This is a genomic window from Acidobacteriota bacterium, from assembly GCA_026707545.1.
GTDB lineage: Bacteria > Acidobacteriota > Thermoanaerobaculia > Multivoradales > Multivoraceae > Multivorans.
The window spans coordinates 357,584-374,946 of record JAPOWR010000001.1 but is presented as its reverse complement, the minus strand read 5'-3'; the positions used below and the strand labels follow the sequence as shown (position 1 = coordinate 374,946).

The 17,363-nt window shown below is 68.7% G+C and carries 16 protein-coding genes; 13 read left to right on the top strand and 3 right to left on the bottom strand.

Going from position 1 to position 17,363, the window contains the following annotated elements; genetic code table 11:
• Positions 1–60: 60 nt before the first annotated feature.
• From OXG83_01465 to OXG83_01445, 5 genes are read left to right on the top strand one after another with little or no spacing between them, the layout of a single operon-like run.
• Positions 61–1,548 (top strand): wax ester/triacylglycerol synthase family O-acyltransferase, encoded by a 1,488-nt coding sequence (locus OXG83_01465; GenBank protein ID MCY3963678.1) that lies wholly within the window; start codon positions 61–63, stop codon positions 1,546–1,548.
• Positions 1,549–1,564: 16 nt separating this feature from the next.
• A complete protein-coding gene (locus OXG83_01460; protein ID MCY3963677.1) occupies positions 1,565–2,374 on the top strand; it encodes a hypothetical protein in 810 nt (269 codons plus the stop codon).
• Positions 2,371–3,786, top strand: coding sequence for a WS/DGAT domain-containing protein (locus OXG83_01455; GenBank protein MCY3963676.1), 1,416 nt, complete (start codon positions 2,371–2,373; stop codon positions 3,784–3,786). The genes OXG83_01460 and OXG83_01455 overlap by 4 nt, the downstream gene beginning before the upstream one ends.
• A complete protein-coding gene (locus OXG83_01450; protein MCY3963675.1) occupies positions 3,787–4,119 on the top strand; it encodes a hypothetical protein in 333 nt (110 codons plus the stop codon).
• A 5-nt stretch (positions 4,120–4,124) separates the two neighbouring features.
• Positions 4,125–4,685: a GNAT family N-acetyltransferase gene (locus OXG83_01445; protein MCY3963674.1), complete on the top strand. Its 561-nt coding sequence runs from the start codon at positions 4,125–4,127 to the stop codon at positions 4,683–4,685.
• A 6-nt stretch (positions 4,686–4,691) separates the two neighbouring features.
• Here the strand turns inward: OXG83_01445 and OXG83_01440 are convergent, their stop codons facing one another.
• Entirely contained in the window at positions 4,692–4,907 is a 216-nt protein-coding gene (locus OXG83_01440) for a DUF6489 family protein (GenBank protein ID MCY3963673.1), read from the bottom strand.
• A 120-nt stretch (positions 4,908–5,027) separates the two neighbouring features.
• Here OXG83_01440 and OXG83_01435 point away from each other — a divergent pair, with 120 nt between their 5' ends.
• The 8 genes from OXG83_01435 (at position 5,028) to OXG83_01400 (ending at position 14,737) form a co-directional block, all read left to right on the top strand.
• A complete protein-coding gene (locus OXG83_01435) occupies positions 5,028–6,824 on the top strand; it encodes a CIA30 family protein (GenBank protein ID MCY3963672.1) in 1,797 nt (598 codons plus the stop codon).
• 13 nt (positions 6,825–6,837) lie between these two features.
• The gene (locus OXG83_01430) at positions 6,838–8,064 is read left to right on the top strand and encodes a CoA transferase (GenBank protein MCY3963671.1); all 1,227 of its coding nucleotides are present in this window, start codon (positions 6,838–6,840) and stop codon (positions 8,062–8,064) included.
• A 98-nt stretch (positions 8,065–8,162) separates the two neighbouring features.
• Positions 8,163–10,406, top strand: coding sequence for a selenide, water dikinase SelD (selD, locus tag OXG83_01425; GenBank protein ID MCY3963670.1), 2,244 nt, complete (start codon positions 8,163–8,165; stop codon positions 10,404–10,406).
• Positions 10,407–10,467: 61 nt separating this feature from the next.
• On the top strand, positions 10,468–11,556 hold the full coding sequence (locus OXG83_01420; GenBank protein MCY3963669.1) for a PA0069 family radical SAM protein: 1,089 nt from the start codon (positions 10,468–10,470) through the stop codon (positions 11,554–11,556).
• A gap of 197 nt (positions 11,557–11,753) precedes the next feature.
• Positions 11,754–12,347, top strand: a complete 594-nt coding sequence (rpsD, locus tag OXG83_01415; protein ID MCY3963668.1) for a 30S ribosomal protein S4 — start codon at positions 11,754–11,756, stop codon at positions 12,345–12,347.
• 8 nt (positions 12,348–12,355) lie between these two features.
• Positions 12,356–13,075, top strand: coding sequence for a hypothetical protein (locus OXG83_01410; GenBank protein MCY3963667.1), 720 nt, complete (start codon positions 12,356–12,358; stop codon positions 13,073–13,075).
• Positions 13,076–13,087: 12 nt separating this feature from the next.
• Positions 13,088–13,486: a DUF4332 domain-containing protein gene (locus tag OXG83_01405; GenBank protein ID MCY3963666.1), complete on the top strand. Its 399-nt coding sequence runs from the start codon at positions 13,088–13,090 to the stop codon at positions 13,484–13,486.
• Positions 13,487–14,737, top strand: coding sequence for a Gfo/Idh/MocA family oxidoreductase (locus OXG83_01400; GenBank protein ID MCY3963665.1), 1,251 nt, complete (start codon positions 13,487–13,489; stop codon positions 14,735–14,737).
• On the opposite strand, the gene OXG83_01395 is transcribed toward OXG83_01400, so the two are convergent.
• Together OXG83_01395 and OXG83_01390 are read right to left on the bottom strand one after the other, a co-directional pair.
• Positions 14,738–15,901, bottom strand: a complete 1,164-nt coding sequence (locus OXG83_01395) for a hypothetical protein (GenBank protein ID MCY3963664.1) — start codon at positions 15,899–15,901, stop codon at positions 14,738–14,740.
• Positions 15,902–15,942: 41 nt separating this feature from the next.
• Positions 15,943–17,310, bottom strand: coding sequence for a PQQ-binding-like beta-propeller repeat protein (locus tag OXG83_01390; GenBank protein MCY3963663.1), 1,368 nt, complete (start codon positions 17,308–17,310; stop codon positions 15,943–15,945).
• Positions 17,311–17,363 lie beyond the last annotated feature (53 nt).

Here is a 17,363-nt window from a genome sequence, read left to right as displayed (position 1 = left end):
GTAAGCAGTGCAGCATACCGACCTCGACCTTTCCAGATCCGCCGTCCTTTGGAGAATCCGATGGCCCCGGAACTGAACCGATTCTTGAGCCCGCTCGACGCCGCCTTCCTCTACGTGGAGCGCCCCAACGCAACCATGCACATCGGTGGCTGCATGGTCTACGAAGGTGAGTTCTCCAGAGAACACGTGATCGAGCAGGTCGCCGCCCGCATGCACCTGCTGCCCCGGTACCGGCAGCGGGTCGTGTTTCCGCCGTTCTTCGTCTCCCACCCGCTGTGGCTCGACGACCCGAACTTCGATATCGAACACCACATCGACGAAGTCTGGCTGCCAGCCGACAGCGACGAGCAGATCCTGGCGCGGGCGGCCGCCGAGGCCTACAGCGGCATGCTCGACCGCGATCGGCCGTTGTGGAAGGGGATCGTGCTGCGCGGCATTCCGGGCCATACCGCCGTGGTCTGGAAGATCCATCACGCGATGGTCGACGGTGTCTCGGGCGTCGATCTGACCATGGTGCTGAGCGACTTCTCGCCGACCGACGAGCTGCCCGAGCCGCCCGCCGAAGCCTGGTCGCCGACGCCCCTGCCCGACTCCCTGAGCCTGCTGCAGGAAGCGATGCAGCATCGCTTGGGTGAACTGAACCGGACCTGGACCGAGGCTGCCTTCGACGCCCTGCGCCCCGACGTCATGACGGAACGCACCCGCGAGATGATGTCCGCCAGCAGCGCCACGCTGTCGGTCAGCGCCACTCCGGCGCCCCGTACGGTCTTCAACCGGCCGGTCGGCGGCGACCTGGGCTTCGCCTGGGCCCAGTTCGGCTTCCCGACGATGCGCGCGGTCAAGTCCAAACTGGGGGGCACCGTGAACGACGTCGTGCTCACCGTGCTCGCCGGCGGCCTCGGCCGCTACCTGCGGTCGCGCGGCCAGGACACTGCCGGACTCGAGCTCCGCGCCATGTGTCCGGTCAGCATGCGGCAGGAGGACGAACGCGGACAGCTCGGCAACCTGGTGTCGAACATGATCGCTCCGCTCTTCGTCGGCGTCGACGATCCGGTGGAGCGCCTGAAGAAGGAACGCGACGCGATGAACAGGCTGAAGGAGGCCGGCCAGGCGAAGGCCTTCTACCAGTTGAGTCAGTTCGGCGTCCGCGTACCGCCCCTGATGGCAGCCATGGGAGCGACGATGCCGTTCTCCCAGACCCTCTTCAATACCGTCTCGACGAACGTCCCCGGTCCGATGATCCCGCTCTACTTCGGACCGCACAAGCTGATCGACTGGCTCCCGGCCGGTATCGTGTCGAACAACATCGGGCTGTTCCTCGCCATCCTGACCTACAACCAGCGCATCACTCTCGGCATCACCGTGGACTCAAGGCTGATTCCCGATCCGTGGTTCCTCACGGAGTGCCTCGAAGACTCCTATGCCGAACTGCGGCAGGCCGCCGGCATCGACGACGAGGAAGCGACAGGAGCCCGCTGTTTCGCCGCCGGCGCGGACGAGGCCGAGACATCGAGCCCGGAAGCCGCGCCTCTTCAGGGAGTCGCATAGTGCGGGGAATCGTCCGGTGACATCGGCCCAGCGCCGCCCGCCCAGCCCGATCTGGAGCGTCAACCCGCGCCTGCTGCGGGACACAGTGCCGGCCGCCGTGCCGCTGTGGCTCGAGGGCTTCGCCATCGCTGAGTTCTCGATGCTTCCGATGACGCCGACCTACTACGGCTTCGGCCTACCGCGCGGCGACGGCGCGGCGGTCGTCGTCGTGCCGGGCTTCACCGGCACCGACGGTTACCTGGCGCCGATGCGGCGATGGCTCGGACGCATCGGCTACCGGCCCTATCGCTCGGACATCGGACACAACGCGGATTGCCTGGAGCGGCTGGGACATCGCTTGACGACAACGCTCGAAGCCGCCTCCGCACAGACCGGCCGCCGCGCACACGTCGTCGGCCACAGCCTGGGAGGCGTGCTCGCCCGGGGCGTTGCTTGTCTCCGGCCCGACCTGGTCGCCTCGGTGACCACGATGGGCACGCCGATCAGGGGAGTCCGCTCCCACCCGTTGGTCATGCGACTGGCGGAGGTCGTACGCCGCCGGGCCGTCGAACGGGACGACAGCCGCGATCCCCGGTGCTTCTCGGGTGACTGCCGGTGCGACCTCGTGCGTGCGGTTCAGGGAGTCTTCCCGGAGGAGATTCCACAGCTCGCGATCTACACGCGCCGTGACGGCGTCGTCGCCTGGCGCTACACGCGCCTCTACGATCCCGCAAAGAACGCGGAGGTGCCCGGAACCCACAGCGGTCTCGCCGCCAACCCACTGGCGTACCGCCACCTGGCACGCTTCCTGAGCCGGCATCCCGCGGCGGAAGAACAGGCGCAATGACGACGGCCAACGAACTGCTCGCCGCGGACCGGGCGTTCCTCTGGAACCTGGAACGCCAGAACCCCGGCTTGCACATCGCCGGCCTGGCGCGGATCGAAGGCAGCATCGGGCGCGGCGAGGTCCTCCGGCAGGTCCAACGCTTCCGCGGGCTGCCGCGGTTCGGACTGCGGGTGGAGACCGCGCCCTTCGGAGCCCCCCGCTGGCGCGCGGCGGACTTCGATCCGGAGCAACACGTTCACGTCGCCGACGGCGGCGACCGGGACGCGGCGCTCGACGATGTACTGACGAAGCCTCTCGACCCTTCGCGGCCGCTCTGGGAGGTCCACCTGCTGCCCGGACACCACGACAACGGTGACGCGCTGTTGGTCAAGACGCATCTCGCCGCGGTGGACGGCCTGGGCACCACCGATCTGTTCGATGTCCTCTTCGACACGAGCGCCAGGAACAGTCGAGACGAACTCTCGGAGCCGCTCATGGCGGGCGACCACACTCCCCGCACACGGCGGCCTGAAAGCTGTTCCGGCAGGCGACTGGCCGAATGGGTCGAGGACTGGACCGGCGCCGGACAGGATCTGCTAGGCAGCGCGATGCACTTCGTCTCCGAAGATGTACGCACGGCCCTCTTGACCCTGAACGAAACGATGCCCGACGCGGCGCTGCCCCCGCCGCCCTTGCCCTTCAACCGGGCCGGGAAAGGGCGCCGGCGCCTGATCCGCCTCGAAATCTCCTACGCCGACATCCGTACGATCCGCAGCCGGCTCGGCGGCGCCCTCTCGGATGTCGTCCTGGCCATGGTCGGCGGCGCCCTCGAGCGCTACCTGACCGGTCGCGGCCTGGATGTCGCCGGCCGCAACCTGAGGATTGCCCTTGCCACGGACGTGCCGGGTCGCGGCGGCAAGCGGCGCAGCCTCCTCCCGATCGAAGTCCCGCTCGGACTGGGCGCCGCACACCGGCTGCGGGCCGTGCATCAGCTCGCCCGCCTGTTACGCGCGGCTCACGTCCCGGACGTTCTCGCGCGCCTTGCCCGCGTGCAGCAGCGCGGCGGTCGTCTGGCCGCGGCCGCCGCCGCCATGACGTCCCGGATCCGGCCACCCTTCCACCTCGCCGTGGCCAACGCCACCGGTCCCCAGATCCCCGCGTTCCTGGCCGGCCGAACGGTCATCGGCTACACGCCGTCCTGGCCCGTCGGCTTCGGTCAGGGGCTATCCTGCGCGTTCTTCGCCTACAACCAACTGCTGCACGTCGGTCTCACAGTGGACGAGGGAGCCTGTCCGGACGGCGACGCACTGCCGGACCTGCTCGCCGAGTCGCTCAGCGAGCTCCGCGAAGCAGCCGGCAGCTCGCCCCGCCGGCCGGTACGCAACCCGCCACTGGAACCGCGACCGCATGCAGATCAGACCTTGGAGACCTAGATGAACAGACCCACGATTCCCAAGCAGGTTCTCGACTACCAGAAGCAGGTGCTGGAGTTCCAGAAGGCGGCATTTGAGAACGGCTACAACGCGATCGTTGCGCTGCAGGAGCGGCAACTCGAACTCGCCGACCGAATGATCGACCAGGTCCCGAACCTGCCCGATGAAGCCCGCACCCTGATGCAGACCTGGCGCGACGCCGCCGCGGAGGGTCAACAGCAGTTCAAGAACACGGTGGACGGCTCCTTCGCGGCGATCACTACCTACCTCGACCGGCTCGCCGACGGCTCCCCGGCCGAGGATCCTGCCGTCGAAACGGAGGCAGCCGAGTGAACGACATGGCCAACGACTACCCTCGCACCGTCCGCCTGAAGGGCAAGTCCTTCGAGTTCAGGCTCCTGGGTCAGGATGACCGCGACGACATGCTTGCCTTCGCTCGCGCCCTTCCGAAGGAGGATCTCCGGTTTCTGCGCGTCGACCTGACGGATCCGAAGGTCGTGGACCACTGGATCGAGGGCGTGACGACGGGGCTCCGGATCGCTGTACTGGCCCACGTTGACGGCCGGCTCGTGGGCTACGGCAGCCTGAACCGCCGCGAGTCCTCATGGATGCGGCACCTGGGCGAGATCCGGATCATGGTCCTGCCGGAGGTCCGGCAGGCCGGTCTCGGAGGCCACCTGGCGCACGATGTCTTCCAGCTCGCCCAGCAGATCGGACTGACCAAGATCGTGGCCCAGATGGCCCGCGAGCAACGCGGCGCCCGCCAGATGTTCCACAAGCTGGGCTTCTCGATCGAAGCCCTGCTCGCGGATTGGGTGATCGACCCCAACGACGCGACCCACGACCTGATCCTGATGTCCTACGACGTGACGGGTCTCGAGGCCGGGGCCGGGGCGTAGGCCGGATCAGCTCCCCTCGGCGTCGGCGTCGGATCCGCGCCGGGCCGCCAGGCCCGGAAACCACAGTTTGAACATTTCCTGGGGGTCGGCGTACTTCAGGTTGGCGGTCAACCGATCGCGGAACCGTTCCAGCATCTCGTTCTGAATCCCCGCCACGTCGGGAAGACCGAGAAAGGCGCGCGCCTCCTCGGGTGTGCAGTCGATATCCAGTTTGATCTTCAAGGGTGCTCCTTCGTCCGCGCTGTTTCCGGCCAACGGGCCGGCCACTGCCGGTCCTGGGAATAAGTCGCCTGCCGGCAGCAGGCGATCGCTAGCATACGACCGACCCGGGAGGACACCGCGATGAACCTGCGCTTGAGATGTGTCGGCCGAGCCGCCCTCCTGACGATCTGCCTGGTCGGCCTCGGCGGGGGGCTCCAAGCGCAGACCCCCGCCACCGTGATCCAGGGGGCACGCGTGTTCACCGGAGACTCGGTCCTCGACACCGCAACGGTCGTGATCCGCGGCGGCAAGATCGAGTCGGTCACGACGGGTACCGACATTCCAGCGGCCGCCGGCACGGAAGCGGCGGTCGTCGACGGCGCCGGGTCGACCCTGCTACCGGGGCTCATCGACAGCCATACGCACAACTTCGGGCCGGCGCTCGAGCAGGCGCTGAACTTCGGCGTCACGACCGTTCTGGACATGCTCACCGCCGAAGCCATGGCGGCTCAATGGAGACGGCAGCAGGCTGCGGGAGCGGTTCCGGACCGGGCCGACGTCTTCGCCGGCGGCCCCGTCACGGTCGCGGGCGGCCACGGCACCCAGTTCGGCGTCGCGCTGCCTACCCTGGATGACCCGGAGCAGACCGACGCCTTCATCGCGGACCGGGCCGCCGCGGGTGCCGACTTCATCAAGGTGATCTACGAAGCGGGTTCCGTCGGGCGCCCGCTTCCCACGCTCGCCGACTCGACCCTGCCCCGGATCGTGGCCGCAGCGCATCGCCACGATCTGCTGGCCGTCTTCCACATCAGCACGGTGGAAGCGGCCGGGGAGGTCATCGACGCGGGCGCCGACGGCCTGGTCCACATGCACTTCGACCGCGCCGGAGGCGGCGAGATCGTCGAAGCGGCCCGCAACGCGGGGATCTTCGTCGTCCCCACGCTCGCCGTGCTCGAAACGATCGCCGGCACCGCGGGCGGCGCGGAGCTGGCCGCGGATCCGCTGATCGCTGCCTTCCTGACGCCCGAGCAGCGAGGCAGTCTGGGGCAGGATTTCGGCCGGGAACCGGACCCGGAGTTGATGGCGAACATCCTGGCCGACGTCGCGGCACTGCACGCCGCCGGCGTGCCGATCCTGGCCGGCTCGGACGCGCCGAATCCTGGAACGACCCACGGCGCGAGCATCCATCGGGAACTCGAGCTGCTGGTCCGTGCCGGTCTGACTCCGGTCGAGGCCCTGCGGGCGGCCACCGCCGCGCCCGTCGACGCGTTCGACCTGGGCGACCGCGGCCGCATCGCGGCGGGTCTCAAGGCCGACCTGATCCTGGTTCGCGGCGACGCGACCGAGGACGTGCTCGCGACCCGCGACATCGCGGCGATCTGGAAGGACGGGACCCGCTTCGAGCGCAGGATTGCCGAACCCACGACCGGCCGGCCCCGCCTCGAGCCGACGCTGCTCAGTAACTTCGAGGACGACCTGGGCACCGGCAACCTGCCCCCGAAGTGGTCGCACTCGACCGACGCCATTGCCGGCGGCAAGTCGACCGTGAAGAGCGCCGCGGCGCCCCGCGACGAGGGCGGCAACGCGCTGCGGATCGAGGGCGAGATCAAGGAGGGCTTTCCCTTCCCGTGGTCCGGGGTCATGGTTCTGCTCGGCTCCCAGTTCAACGAACCGGTCGACGCCGGCGCCATCCGCGCCCTGGCCTTCGACGCGCGCGGAGAGAGCGCGACCTACCAGGCGATGGCCTTCGCCGAAAGCCTGGGAATGCGGCCGGCGGCCGCCTCCTTCGAGGCCGGTGATGAATGGGGCCGGGTCGAGATTCCGCTGTCCTCGTTCCGTGGTCTCGACCCCTCGGGCGCCTGGGCGTTCTTCATCGGCGGTCCCGCCGATCTCGGTGCCTTCTGGCTCGAGATCGACAACGTCGAGCTGGTGGAGTAGCTAAGATCGCCGGATGCCTGACGGGCCCATGCCGGAGCCGCGCACCCACGGCCCGCTGCACGGCATTCGCGTTCTCGACTTCACCAGCTTCATCGCCGGCTCCTACGGCGCCATGCTGCTCGGCGACATGGGCGCCGATGTCCTGAAGATCGAATCGCCGGGCGGCGACAATGCCCGCCACTGGGGCCCCTTCATCGGCAGCGAGAGCCGGATGTTCCAGGCGTGGAACCGGAACAAGCGTGGCATCGCCGTCAACCTGAAGACCGAGGAGGGGCGGCAGGTCGTCTACGACCTCGTCCGGGACGCCGATGTGGCGATGGAGAACTTCCGGCCCGGAGTCGCCGCCAGGCTCGGCATCGACTACGACACGCTCAGCCGCCACAACCCCGGGCTCATCTACGCCTCGTCGAGCGCCTTCGGCGGCAGCGGACCGTACGCCCAGCGTCCCGGCTACGACCCGGTGCTCCAGTCGATGGCCGGCGCGGCGCACCTGCAGCAACTCATGAACGGCGTCGCGGCGATCTGTCCGGTGGCGGTTTCCGACTACATGGCCGCCGTCCTCACGGTCTGTTCGATCAACGCCGCCCTCCTCCACCGCGAGCGCACCGGCGAGGGCCAGTGGATCGAGACGTCCCTGCTGCAGGCGATCATGAGCGCCCAGGCGCAGTCCTACATCCAGCCGCTCGAGGCCGAGATCACCGGGCCGCCCGGCATCTTCCCCTACCGGATGTTCGCCGCCGCCGACGGCCCCATCTTCATCGCCGCCGGTACGGACAAGTTCTGGAAGCTGTTCTGCAAAGCGATCGGCCGCGACGACCTGGCCGGCGACCCCCGCTATGCGACGAACCCCCAACGCGTCACGCAGGCAAAGGAACTCAGCGCGGAGATCGACCCGATCGTTGCCTCGCGGCCGGCCCACGAGTTGGAAGCCGATCTCGTGGCGGTGGGCGTTCCCTGCGCGGCCGTCCGTTCGGCCGACGAGTTCTTCGACGATCCCCAGGTCGAGGCAATGGCGATGAGCCAGGTCGTCCGGCACCCGCAGCTCGGCAACCTGCGAATGGCCGGCGTGCCGTGGCGCTTCTCCCGCTCGCCGGCGTCGATCAGGCGGCCGGCTCCGGCGCTCGGCGAACACACGGACGAAGTCCTCACCGAGCTGGGCTATGACCGGGAACGGATCGCCGCCCTCCGCACCTCCGGCGCCGTTCGTGGAGCCGAAGGCGACGCCGGCGGCAGTTCCTAGACCCACGACCGTTCTCCCGCCATGACGTGAGGTCCACAGGGCTCAACCGGGATCGGGGTCCCGGCACGCCAGGTTCCGCGCTCGATGCGGCCACGCGAGTGGTCCTCGTGGGCGCCGGCCACACGCACGTCCAGTTGCTGCGACACTGGATCATGGACCCCAACCCGGCCATCGACGCCACTCTGGTCGTCGACACGCCGATCGCCGTCTACTCCGGGATGGCGCCGGGGCTGGTAGCCGGCCAGTACGAGCGTCACGAACTGGAGATCGACGCCGTGCCGCTGGCGCGCAGGGCCGGCGTACGGGTCATTCTGGCTCCATGCACCGGGGTCGAAGCAGCCGCCCGGCGGGTGCTGATCGAGGGCCGCGAAGCGCTCGCCTTCGACCTGGCTTCCTTCGACGTGGGCTCCACGGTGGCTGCCCTCGATCTTCCCGGCGTCCGCGAGCATGCCGTTCCGACCCGCCCGATCAACCGCCTGGCGGCGGTGGTCGAGGGTCGCGTGGAGTCCCTGACGAGCGATCGTCCGAAGGTCGTCGTGGTCGGCAGCGGCGCCGGCGGGATCGAGTTGGCCTTCTGCATCGATGCTCGACTCAGGAGCCGGGGACTAGAACCGAAGACGACGATCGTCGAGGCGGGTGACGGCATTCTTCCTGGCTATCACCCGTCTCTCTCCAGCCGGATCGAAGCCGCGGCTCGCAGGCGCGGAATCGACACGATCCTCGGCGCCAAGGTCGTCACGGTCGAAGCGGACTCGGTCCGTCTCGACGGCGGTGACCGTCTCGACGCCGACCTGACGTTCTGGGTCACCGGCGCCGCCGCGCTGCCCATGTTCGGCGACTCGGACCTGCCGCTCGACGATGGCGGCTACGTCCGCACTCGATCGACCCTGCAGGTCGAGGGGCACGACCACATCTTCGCGGTCGGCGACTGCGCGACCCTGACCGAGCACCCGCGGCGGGCCCGCGCCGGGGTCTACGCGGTGCGCATGGGGCCCTACCTCATCGACAACCTCGATCGCCTGCTGGCCGGGCGACGGCTCCGTCGGTACAGGCCGCAGAGCGACTTTCTGTCTCTCCTCAACCTCGGCGACGGGACCGCTGTCGGCGCCAAGTGGGGACACGCCTTCGAGGGCAGGTGGGTCATGCGGTTGAAGGATCGGATCGACCGCCAGTTCATGGAGCGCTTCCAGGCGCTCGATGCAGACGGCGCGCCCCGTCCCTGGTTCGCAGGAATGGGCCACGGGAACGGCAGCGACGATGCCGGCGGCGGGATGGACCACGCGAGCGCAGCCGCTGCGGAACCCATGTTCTGCGGTGGCTGCGCCGCCAAGATCGGGCCCGATCGCCTGGCAAGAGCGCTCGCGCGGGCGGATCTTCAGGCGAAGACCGGCCAGAACTCCGAGGTCGTCCTCGATGTGGCGACTCCAGACGACGCGGTCGCTTACAGGACACCGGCGGGCGACCAGGTCGTCGCCTCGCTCGACGCGTTCCCCGCCTTCACCGACGACCCATGGCTCGTTGGGCGAGTCGCGGCGGTCAACGCCTGTTCCGATCTCTACGCCACCGGTGTCGCGCCCAGGGTCGCCCAGGCCCTGGTCACGCTGCCCCATGCCGCGGAAGGCGACGCCGCGGAAGAACTGCTGATCCAGATTCTCGCCGGCGCCCGCAGGGCACTGGACGCCGAGGACGTGCTCCTGCTCGGCGGCCACACGAACACCGGCCCGGAACTCGTCGTCGGCTTCCACGTCGAAGGAGTCGCGGGCAACGGCCGCGAGCTGCTGCTCAAGGCCGCGGTCGAGCCCGGAGACACGCTCGTGCTGACCAAACCGCTCGGCTGCGGCGTCCTGCTCGCCGCAGACCGCATGGGCCTGTGTCCGGGTCGCTGGCTCCGCGCCGCCTTGACCTCGATGCAAACCAGCAACCGCGGTGCGCTCGAGGCCGCCCGCCGCGCCGGGGCCCGGGCCGCAACCGACATCAGCGGCTTCGGTCTGGCCGGCCACGTCGGCGAGATGGCCCAGGCCAGTGGCGTCGACATCGAGGTCGACACAGGCGCCGTCCCCGCCCTGCCCGGCGCCCTGGAGCTTCTCGAGCGCGGAGAGAGGAGCACCAGCCACGAACAGAACACCCGCCTGCCGTTGCCGGTCAGGCGCCAGGCCCCCGCCGGACCGCGGCTGGAACTGGCCTTCGACCCCCAGACCGCGGGCGGGCTGGTGCTGGCGGTCGAACCCGAGCGGAGCGGCCGCCTGGTCGATGATCTCCGCTCCCAGGGACTCGATGCGGCCTGCGTCATCGCACAGGCCCTGACGCCGCGCTCCGAGCGGCCGCAGTTGATCCTCCGCTAGGAGGCGAGTCGCCCCACGCTCTGGACGCAAACAGGGCGTAAGTCGTGATACGATCGACCGCATGTCCTCACCCGGTTCAGTACGCGGCCGCGGCGCCGCCGCCAACCCGAGGAACCGTTTCGAACGCATCGACATCGATTTCGAGCCCGGCGAAAGCACCGCCGAGCGTGGCGACTCACCGCCGACGGAGCTCTTCCGCGACGATTCGAAGACGATCCTGTCGCGCAACGACTCACCGGACATCGGCTTCCAATACAGCCTCAACCCCTACCGCGGCTGCGAACACGGCTGCATCTACTGCTATGCACGGCCCACCCACGAGTATCTCGGCTTCTCCGCCGGGCTCGACTTCGAGAGCCGGATCCTGGTCAAGGAGCGGGCGCCCGAACTGCTGCGCGAGGCTCTCCTGAATCCCCGCTGGACACCCCAGGTCATCATGCTCTCCGGCGTCACCGACCCCTATCAGCCGATCGAACGGCGACTCCTCGTCACGCGCCGCTGCCTGGAGGTCCTGGCCGAGTTCCGGAACCCGGTGGCGATCGTGACGAAGAACCACCTGGTGACGCGCGATCTCGACCTCCTCCTCGAACTGAACCGGTTCCAGGCCTGCGGCGTCTACCTGTCGATCACGTCGGTGTCCCCGTCGCTTTCTGCTCGTATGGAGCCGAGGGCTTCGAGCCCAAGGCGGCGCCTGGACGCGGTACGCAAACTGAGCGAGGCAGGCATTCCCTGCGGCGTCATGGCGGCACCCATCATCCCTGGCCTGAACGACGATCAGATCCCCGCCATCCTGGAAGCGGCGGCCGAGGCCGGAGCGCGGCGCGCGGGCTACATCCTGGTCCGCCTGCCGCACGGGCTTCGAGGACTCTTCGCCGACTGGCTCGGCACACACTTCCCCGACCGCCGGGATCGAGTCCTGAACCGCCTGCGCGAGGCCCGCGGCGGCGATCTGAACGACCCCCGATTCCATCACCGCATGAAGGGCGGCGGAGAGTACGCCGATCAGATCGGCCGGCTGTTCGAGACCTCGCGCCGCCGCTTCGGCCTCGAAGGAGGCCACACTGCGAGCCCGTCGGCAACCGCGTTCCGCCGGCGAACCGCCCAGAGAACTCTGTTCGTGACCCCGCCTTCCCCTCAGGCACAGCCATAGCGCGGACAGGAACACGGTCCCGATTCACACTTGGGTCTGACTCGCTGCTACAATGCGCGTCCGCTCGACGGCGGTAGCGGGCCCCAGGAACAGTCGAAACGATAGATGCGCCGGTCGGACGCGACCTCGGCAGACTGATCGGCTCGCCGCCTCCACGCCCGTCGGTCGGCAAAGCAAACAGAGAATCGGAGAAACAGGTGAAGTTCAACGGGCCCAAGGTCAAGCTGTCGCGGAAGCTGGGTGTCGCCCTGACGTCCAAGGCGGCGCGCTACATGGAGAAGAAGAGCCATCCTCCAGGCATGCACGGCCTGAAGCGGCGCCGGCGCCAGAGTAACTACGGTCGGCAGTTGCTGGAGAAGCAGCGGTTGCGCTTCCAGTACAACGTCAGCGAGCGCCAGCTCCGCAACTACTACAAGCGCGCGACCCGGATGAGAGGCGTGACCGGCGACAATCTCGTCGGACTCCTCGAGACGCGGCTCGACGCGATCGTGCATCGCGCCTTCGCCCCCAGCGTGTTCGCCGCTCGCCAGTTCGTCGGCCATGGTCACATCCTGGTCAACGGGCGCCGGGTGAACATCCCGTCGTTCCGGGTCAAGGAGGGCGACGTCGTCGAGGTGCGCGAGAAGAGCCGCAAGCTCCGCTGCTTCAACGAGCCGCGCGGCGTGACGGTGCCCACCTACGTCGAGACAGACGAAACGGGCTACCAGGCGACGCTCCGCAACACACCGGTTCGGGACGAGGTTCCGATCGTGTGCGAAGTGCCTCTCGTCATCGAGTACTACTCCCGCTAGCGCCTGACATGCTGCGAATCTCGATCCCGGCCGCAGTCATCCTTCTTTCCTCTCTTCTCGCCGGCGCCGTCCCGGCGGCGGGAGCCGACAACTTCAGTATCAGCGGCACGGTCACGTACGAAGGAGAGCCGCTCAAGCGCTACCCCCTGCGCATGGACGCGGACCCGAACTGCGAACAGATCTACGACGGCAAACGGGTCCTCTCGCGCGACAGCCTGATCGGAGAGGGCGGCGCGATCGAGAACGTCTTCGTCTACCTCAAGGAAGCCCCCGAGGGCACCGCCGACGACGCGCCGGCTGAAGCGGTTCGGCTGGAACAACGGGGCTGCCTCTACACACCGCGGATTCTCGGTGTGCGCGTCCAGCAGGACATCGAGATCGTCAACGACGATCCCACACTCCACAACGTGCGGGCCCTGGCCAGAGCCAACCGGCCCTTCAACATCGGCCAGCCGGCGCGGGGCACGAGGATCAAGTCGTTCCGGGCGGCCGAGAAACCGATCAAGGTGAAGTGCGACGTCCATCCCTGGATGGCCGCCTACGTGTTCGTCATGGAGCATTCGTTCCACTCGACGACGGGAAGCGACGGCGCATACCGGATCGACGGTTTGCCCGCCGGTTCGCATGAACTCGTCTTCTGGCACGAAAAGCTGGGTGAGCGGGTGGTCGAGGTCGAGGTGGGCGGCGACATCGAAAGCCTCGACCTGATCTTCAAAGGCAGCGAATAGGCGCCTGGGGGGATGACCTACGGCGTCCGGAAGATCGCTGGCGTAGGTCCCGCCGTCGCCAAGAAACTCGCCGCCGCGGACATCCGGACCACGGACGCGCTCCTCAACGCCAGCAACGGCCGCAGAGAGCGCCGCCTCCTGTCCGAGCGCACTGGTCTGCCCGAGCGGCAGCTTCGGAGGTTCGTCAACATGGCCGATCTGATGCGCATTCGCGGCATCGGCGGAGACTTCGCCGAGCTGCTCGGCGCGTCGGGAGTGCGCACGGTGCGCGACCTGAGCCGCCGCCGCGCGTTCAATCTGGCCACCAAGATGAGCACGGTCAACGCCGCGCGGAAACTGAGCCGTCGAGCGCCCTCCGCCCCCATGGTCGAACGCTGGATCGCGCAGGCCAGGGAACTGAAGGGCGACTAGTTGGCACATCACCGTACCCTAGGCATCGGTTTCGTCGGCAGCGGCTTCATCACCCGCTTCCACATCCGTTCCTGGACCGCGGTGCGGGGCGCCGACATCCGGGGCGTCTGGAGCCCCACTCGGTCCAGCGCCGAGGCGGCGGCGGCTCTCGCGAAGGACCTCGACGTCGGCGAAGCCCAGGCGTACCCGTCGATCGCGGCGATGGTCGAGGACGACGCCGTGGACGCGATCTGGATCTGCGGCCGCAACGACCACCGGGTCGCGAACATGGAGGAGATCGCGGCCGCTGTACGGAGCGGCCGCGGCCGCCTGGTCGGCGTGGCCTGCGAGAAGCCGCTGGCGCGCAACGCCGCCGAAGCGCTCCGAATGGTCGAACTTGCGCGCGAGATCGAGGTCCTCGACGGCTATCTGGAGAACCAGGTCTTCAGTCCCGCCGTCGTGCGCGGCCGCGAACTCGCCTGGCAGCGCGGAGCCAGCGCCGCCGGCCGGCCCTACCTCGCCCGCGCGGCCGAGGAGCACTCCGGCCCGCACAACGCCTGGTTCTGGCGCGGCGACCTGCAGGGCGGCGGAGTGCTGAACGACATGATGTGCCACTCGGTGGAGGCCGCGCGCTTCCTGCTCACCGACCCGGACAAGCCGAGGAGCAGTCTGACGCCGAAGCGGGTCCACGCCCAGATCCACTGTCTCAAGTGGCAGCGGCCGGAGTACGCGGAACGCTTGCGCAGGCAGTACGGCGACACGGTCGACTACGCCCGCCGGCCGGCTGAGGACTTCGCCCGCGCCATGGTCGAGTACGAGGACGATGCCGGCACGCCGCTGGTGGTCGAGGCGACGACCTCCTGGAGCTACGTGGGCGCCGGCCTGCGGCTGTCGATGGAGTTGCTCGGCCCCGAGTACTCCATGCGGGCGAACAGCCTCGACACAGACCTCGAGCTCTTCTTCAGCCGCGATCTGGCGCAGCAGAGCGGCGAGGATCTGGTCGAGAAACAGAACGCGGAGATGGGACTGATGCCGGTGCTCGCGAACGAGCCCGTGGCCTACGGCTACGACGCCGAGAATCGGCACATGGTCGACAGTTTCCGCGGCGGCAAGCGGCCGCGCGAAACCTTCGACGACGGCCTGGAGGTGACCCGCCTGTTGATGGCCGCCTACATGAGCGCGGAGCTGGGTCGCGCCGTCGACTATCCGCCCGAAGGTCTCGACGAGTTCGTGCCCGCGGTCGCCCGCGGCGAGTGGAACCCGTCGGGCTAGCTAGTCCACCTCGTAGTAGTCGACGAAGCCGATCATCATCTCGTCCGTCGTCTCCCGGCCCCACGAGACGTTGCGGGTCGGGTCCGGGTTGTCGGGGTTGCCGCTGCTGTTGTCGTAGGTGGCCACACAGTGCAGCTTCGTGCCCGCGGGAATCGGCTTCGGCTCGGCCAGACGGTAGGTCGTCTGCCAGTTGAAGTCGTAGCCGTTGACCCGCAGCAGGACCTCGGAGCGCCCGTCCGGGTACGCGGCCCGGAACTCGAAGGTGTCGCCACGCAGGTGCATGTGCGGCCTGAGCGAGAGCAGGCGGCTGTCCCGCGGGAACGAGAGTTCCGCCTCGAAACGCACATCCTTCTCCCCGGCCGGGATGAACAGGAAGGGAGTCGTGCACAGGGCGGTGCGCGACTCGTGGCGGGGCGGCTCGGAAGCGAGCACCAGGCCGATCCGGCTGCGGTCGGTCTCCGCCCGGCCGGTCGGCGTGTAGTGCATCTGGAAGTCGATCACCGCGCCGGCGGGTAGCCGGCGACCTACACCCGGCGGCATGACCAGGGGGCCGGTGCCGGGCGCGTACCCTCCCAGATCGCCCGCGGTGCGCGGATCGCCGCCGTCCGCCGGCGGCGCGGCACCGGATCCCGCGAACGCCTGCACGATCACGTGATGCACGACCGCGGCGTTGCCCGGCTGCGTCTCAGCCGCCTGAATCCACACGTCACCGGGCAGCTTCGTCTCCACGCGGTAGCCGTGGTACGGGATCGTTCCGCTGGCCGGAATCGTGACGTCCTCCGGCAGTTCGTAGATCAGGTCCGGCACGCCGATCCGCCAGTCGGAGGAGGGCTCCCGGCCTGGAGTGGACGACGACGGCCCACTTCCCGACCCGCGTCGGCTACCGCCATCGATCCAGGCCAGCAGCTTCTCCTTCTCCGCCGCCGGCAGGCGCCGGTCGTTGCTGAACTCGCCGTAGCGCGGGTCGGCGTGCCAAGGCGGCATCACCCCCGCTGCGACAGCGCGACGGATCGAGGACGACCAGGCTCGGGCCTGCTCGAAGTTCTCGAGCGCGAACGGCGCCGGTCCACCCTCGTGGTGGCAACCGGTACAGCGGAGGCGGAACACCTCCGCCACCGCATCGAAGTCGACCGCGGCCGCGGGCAGGGCGCCGACGGCCAGCACCCATCCGACCGCCGCGATCCGCGCCGTTCTACGCCCGCCGGTCAGGGTCCGGCCGATGCTCCCTGGTTCGTGAACCGGTAGAGCTTACTCCGCGTCCGAATGTAGAGGCTGCCGTCGGCAATCGCAGGCGTCGACATGCACATCTCGTCGAGCGAGTTCTTGCCCACCACCTCGAACTCGTCCCCGGCCGCGATGACGAATGTGTCGCCGTCCTCGCTGAGCACAAACACCTTGCCGTTGTAGGCCCAGGGCGACGCCGTGAAGGCGCCGGAACCGCGCTCGATGCGCCGCTTGCCGTAGACCTCGGCGCCGGTCTTCGGATCGTGTGCCGTGAAGAACCCACGGTCCAGCAGGGTATAGAACCGGTCGCGGTAGATCAGCGGCGTCGGGTTGTAGGAACCGGCCTGGGGCTGGTACCAGACGACCCACCGGTTGCTCTGCTGGTCCTCTTCGAGGGTGATGTCACCTTCGGCGCCCGGCTTGATCGCGTAGACCGGGCGGATCCGATCGCCTATGTAGCCCGACGACACATAGAGCAGGCCGTACTCCGAGAAAGGCTGCGGGATCGCGATCGACGACATGCCGCCGAAGTGCCAGAGGAGGTTGCCATCCTTGTCGTAGGAGCGCACCTGGTCGGTACCTACCGTGATCACCTCGGTGCGCAGTTCGTTCTCCCACACGTAGGGCGTCGCCCAGTTGCTGCCCTCGTCACGGGGGTCCCGCCAGAGCTCCTCGCCGGTCGCGGCGTCTAGCGCCACCATGTACGACTGATCCTCGTTGTCGTTCACGATGTAGAGCTGTCCGCCGTGGACGATCGGCGACGCCGCGGTGCCCCAGCCGTAGCGGGTCGGAACCGCCTCGAAACGGCGCTCCCACACGGGTTCGCCGTCCAGGGTGAAGGCGAACACCCCGACATTGCCGAAGTAGGCGTACACGCGCTCACCATCGGTCACGGGCGTCTCCGAGGCGTAGGTGTTCTTCAGATGCCGGGGGAAGTCCGGCGCACCGGTCAGCACCTCGCGTTCCCAGCACTTCTCCCCCGTCTCGACCTCGAAGCAGTAGACCGACCAGTGGTGGACGTCCGCGGAAGGCTGCATCCGGTTCCCGCCCAGGTAGAGACCCTTCTTCGGTTCTTCGACCTCGCCTTCGCTCCACACCGTGGTGACGAAGACGCGGTCGCCCAGAACGATCGGGGAGGACCAGCCGAGACCCGGCACGTCCACGGACCAGACCACGTTCTCCTCCGTACTCCAGGAGTCCGGCAGCCGGGGATCGTCATCGGCGACGCTCATCGCGTCCGCGCCCCGGAAGGAGGGCCAGTTGTCGGTGGACGCCGGCGCGCCGAGGGCCGGGGCCGCGGCCAGGAGAACCACACCGAGAACGGCGAGCAGAGAGGTGGGTCGACGCATCATGAACCTCCTGTGGGGGAGATTGGTTCGGAACCGATTCCGCCGGCGCCAGG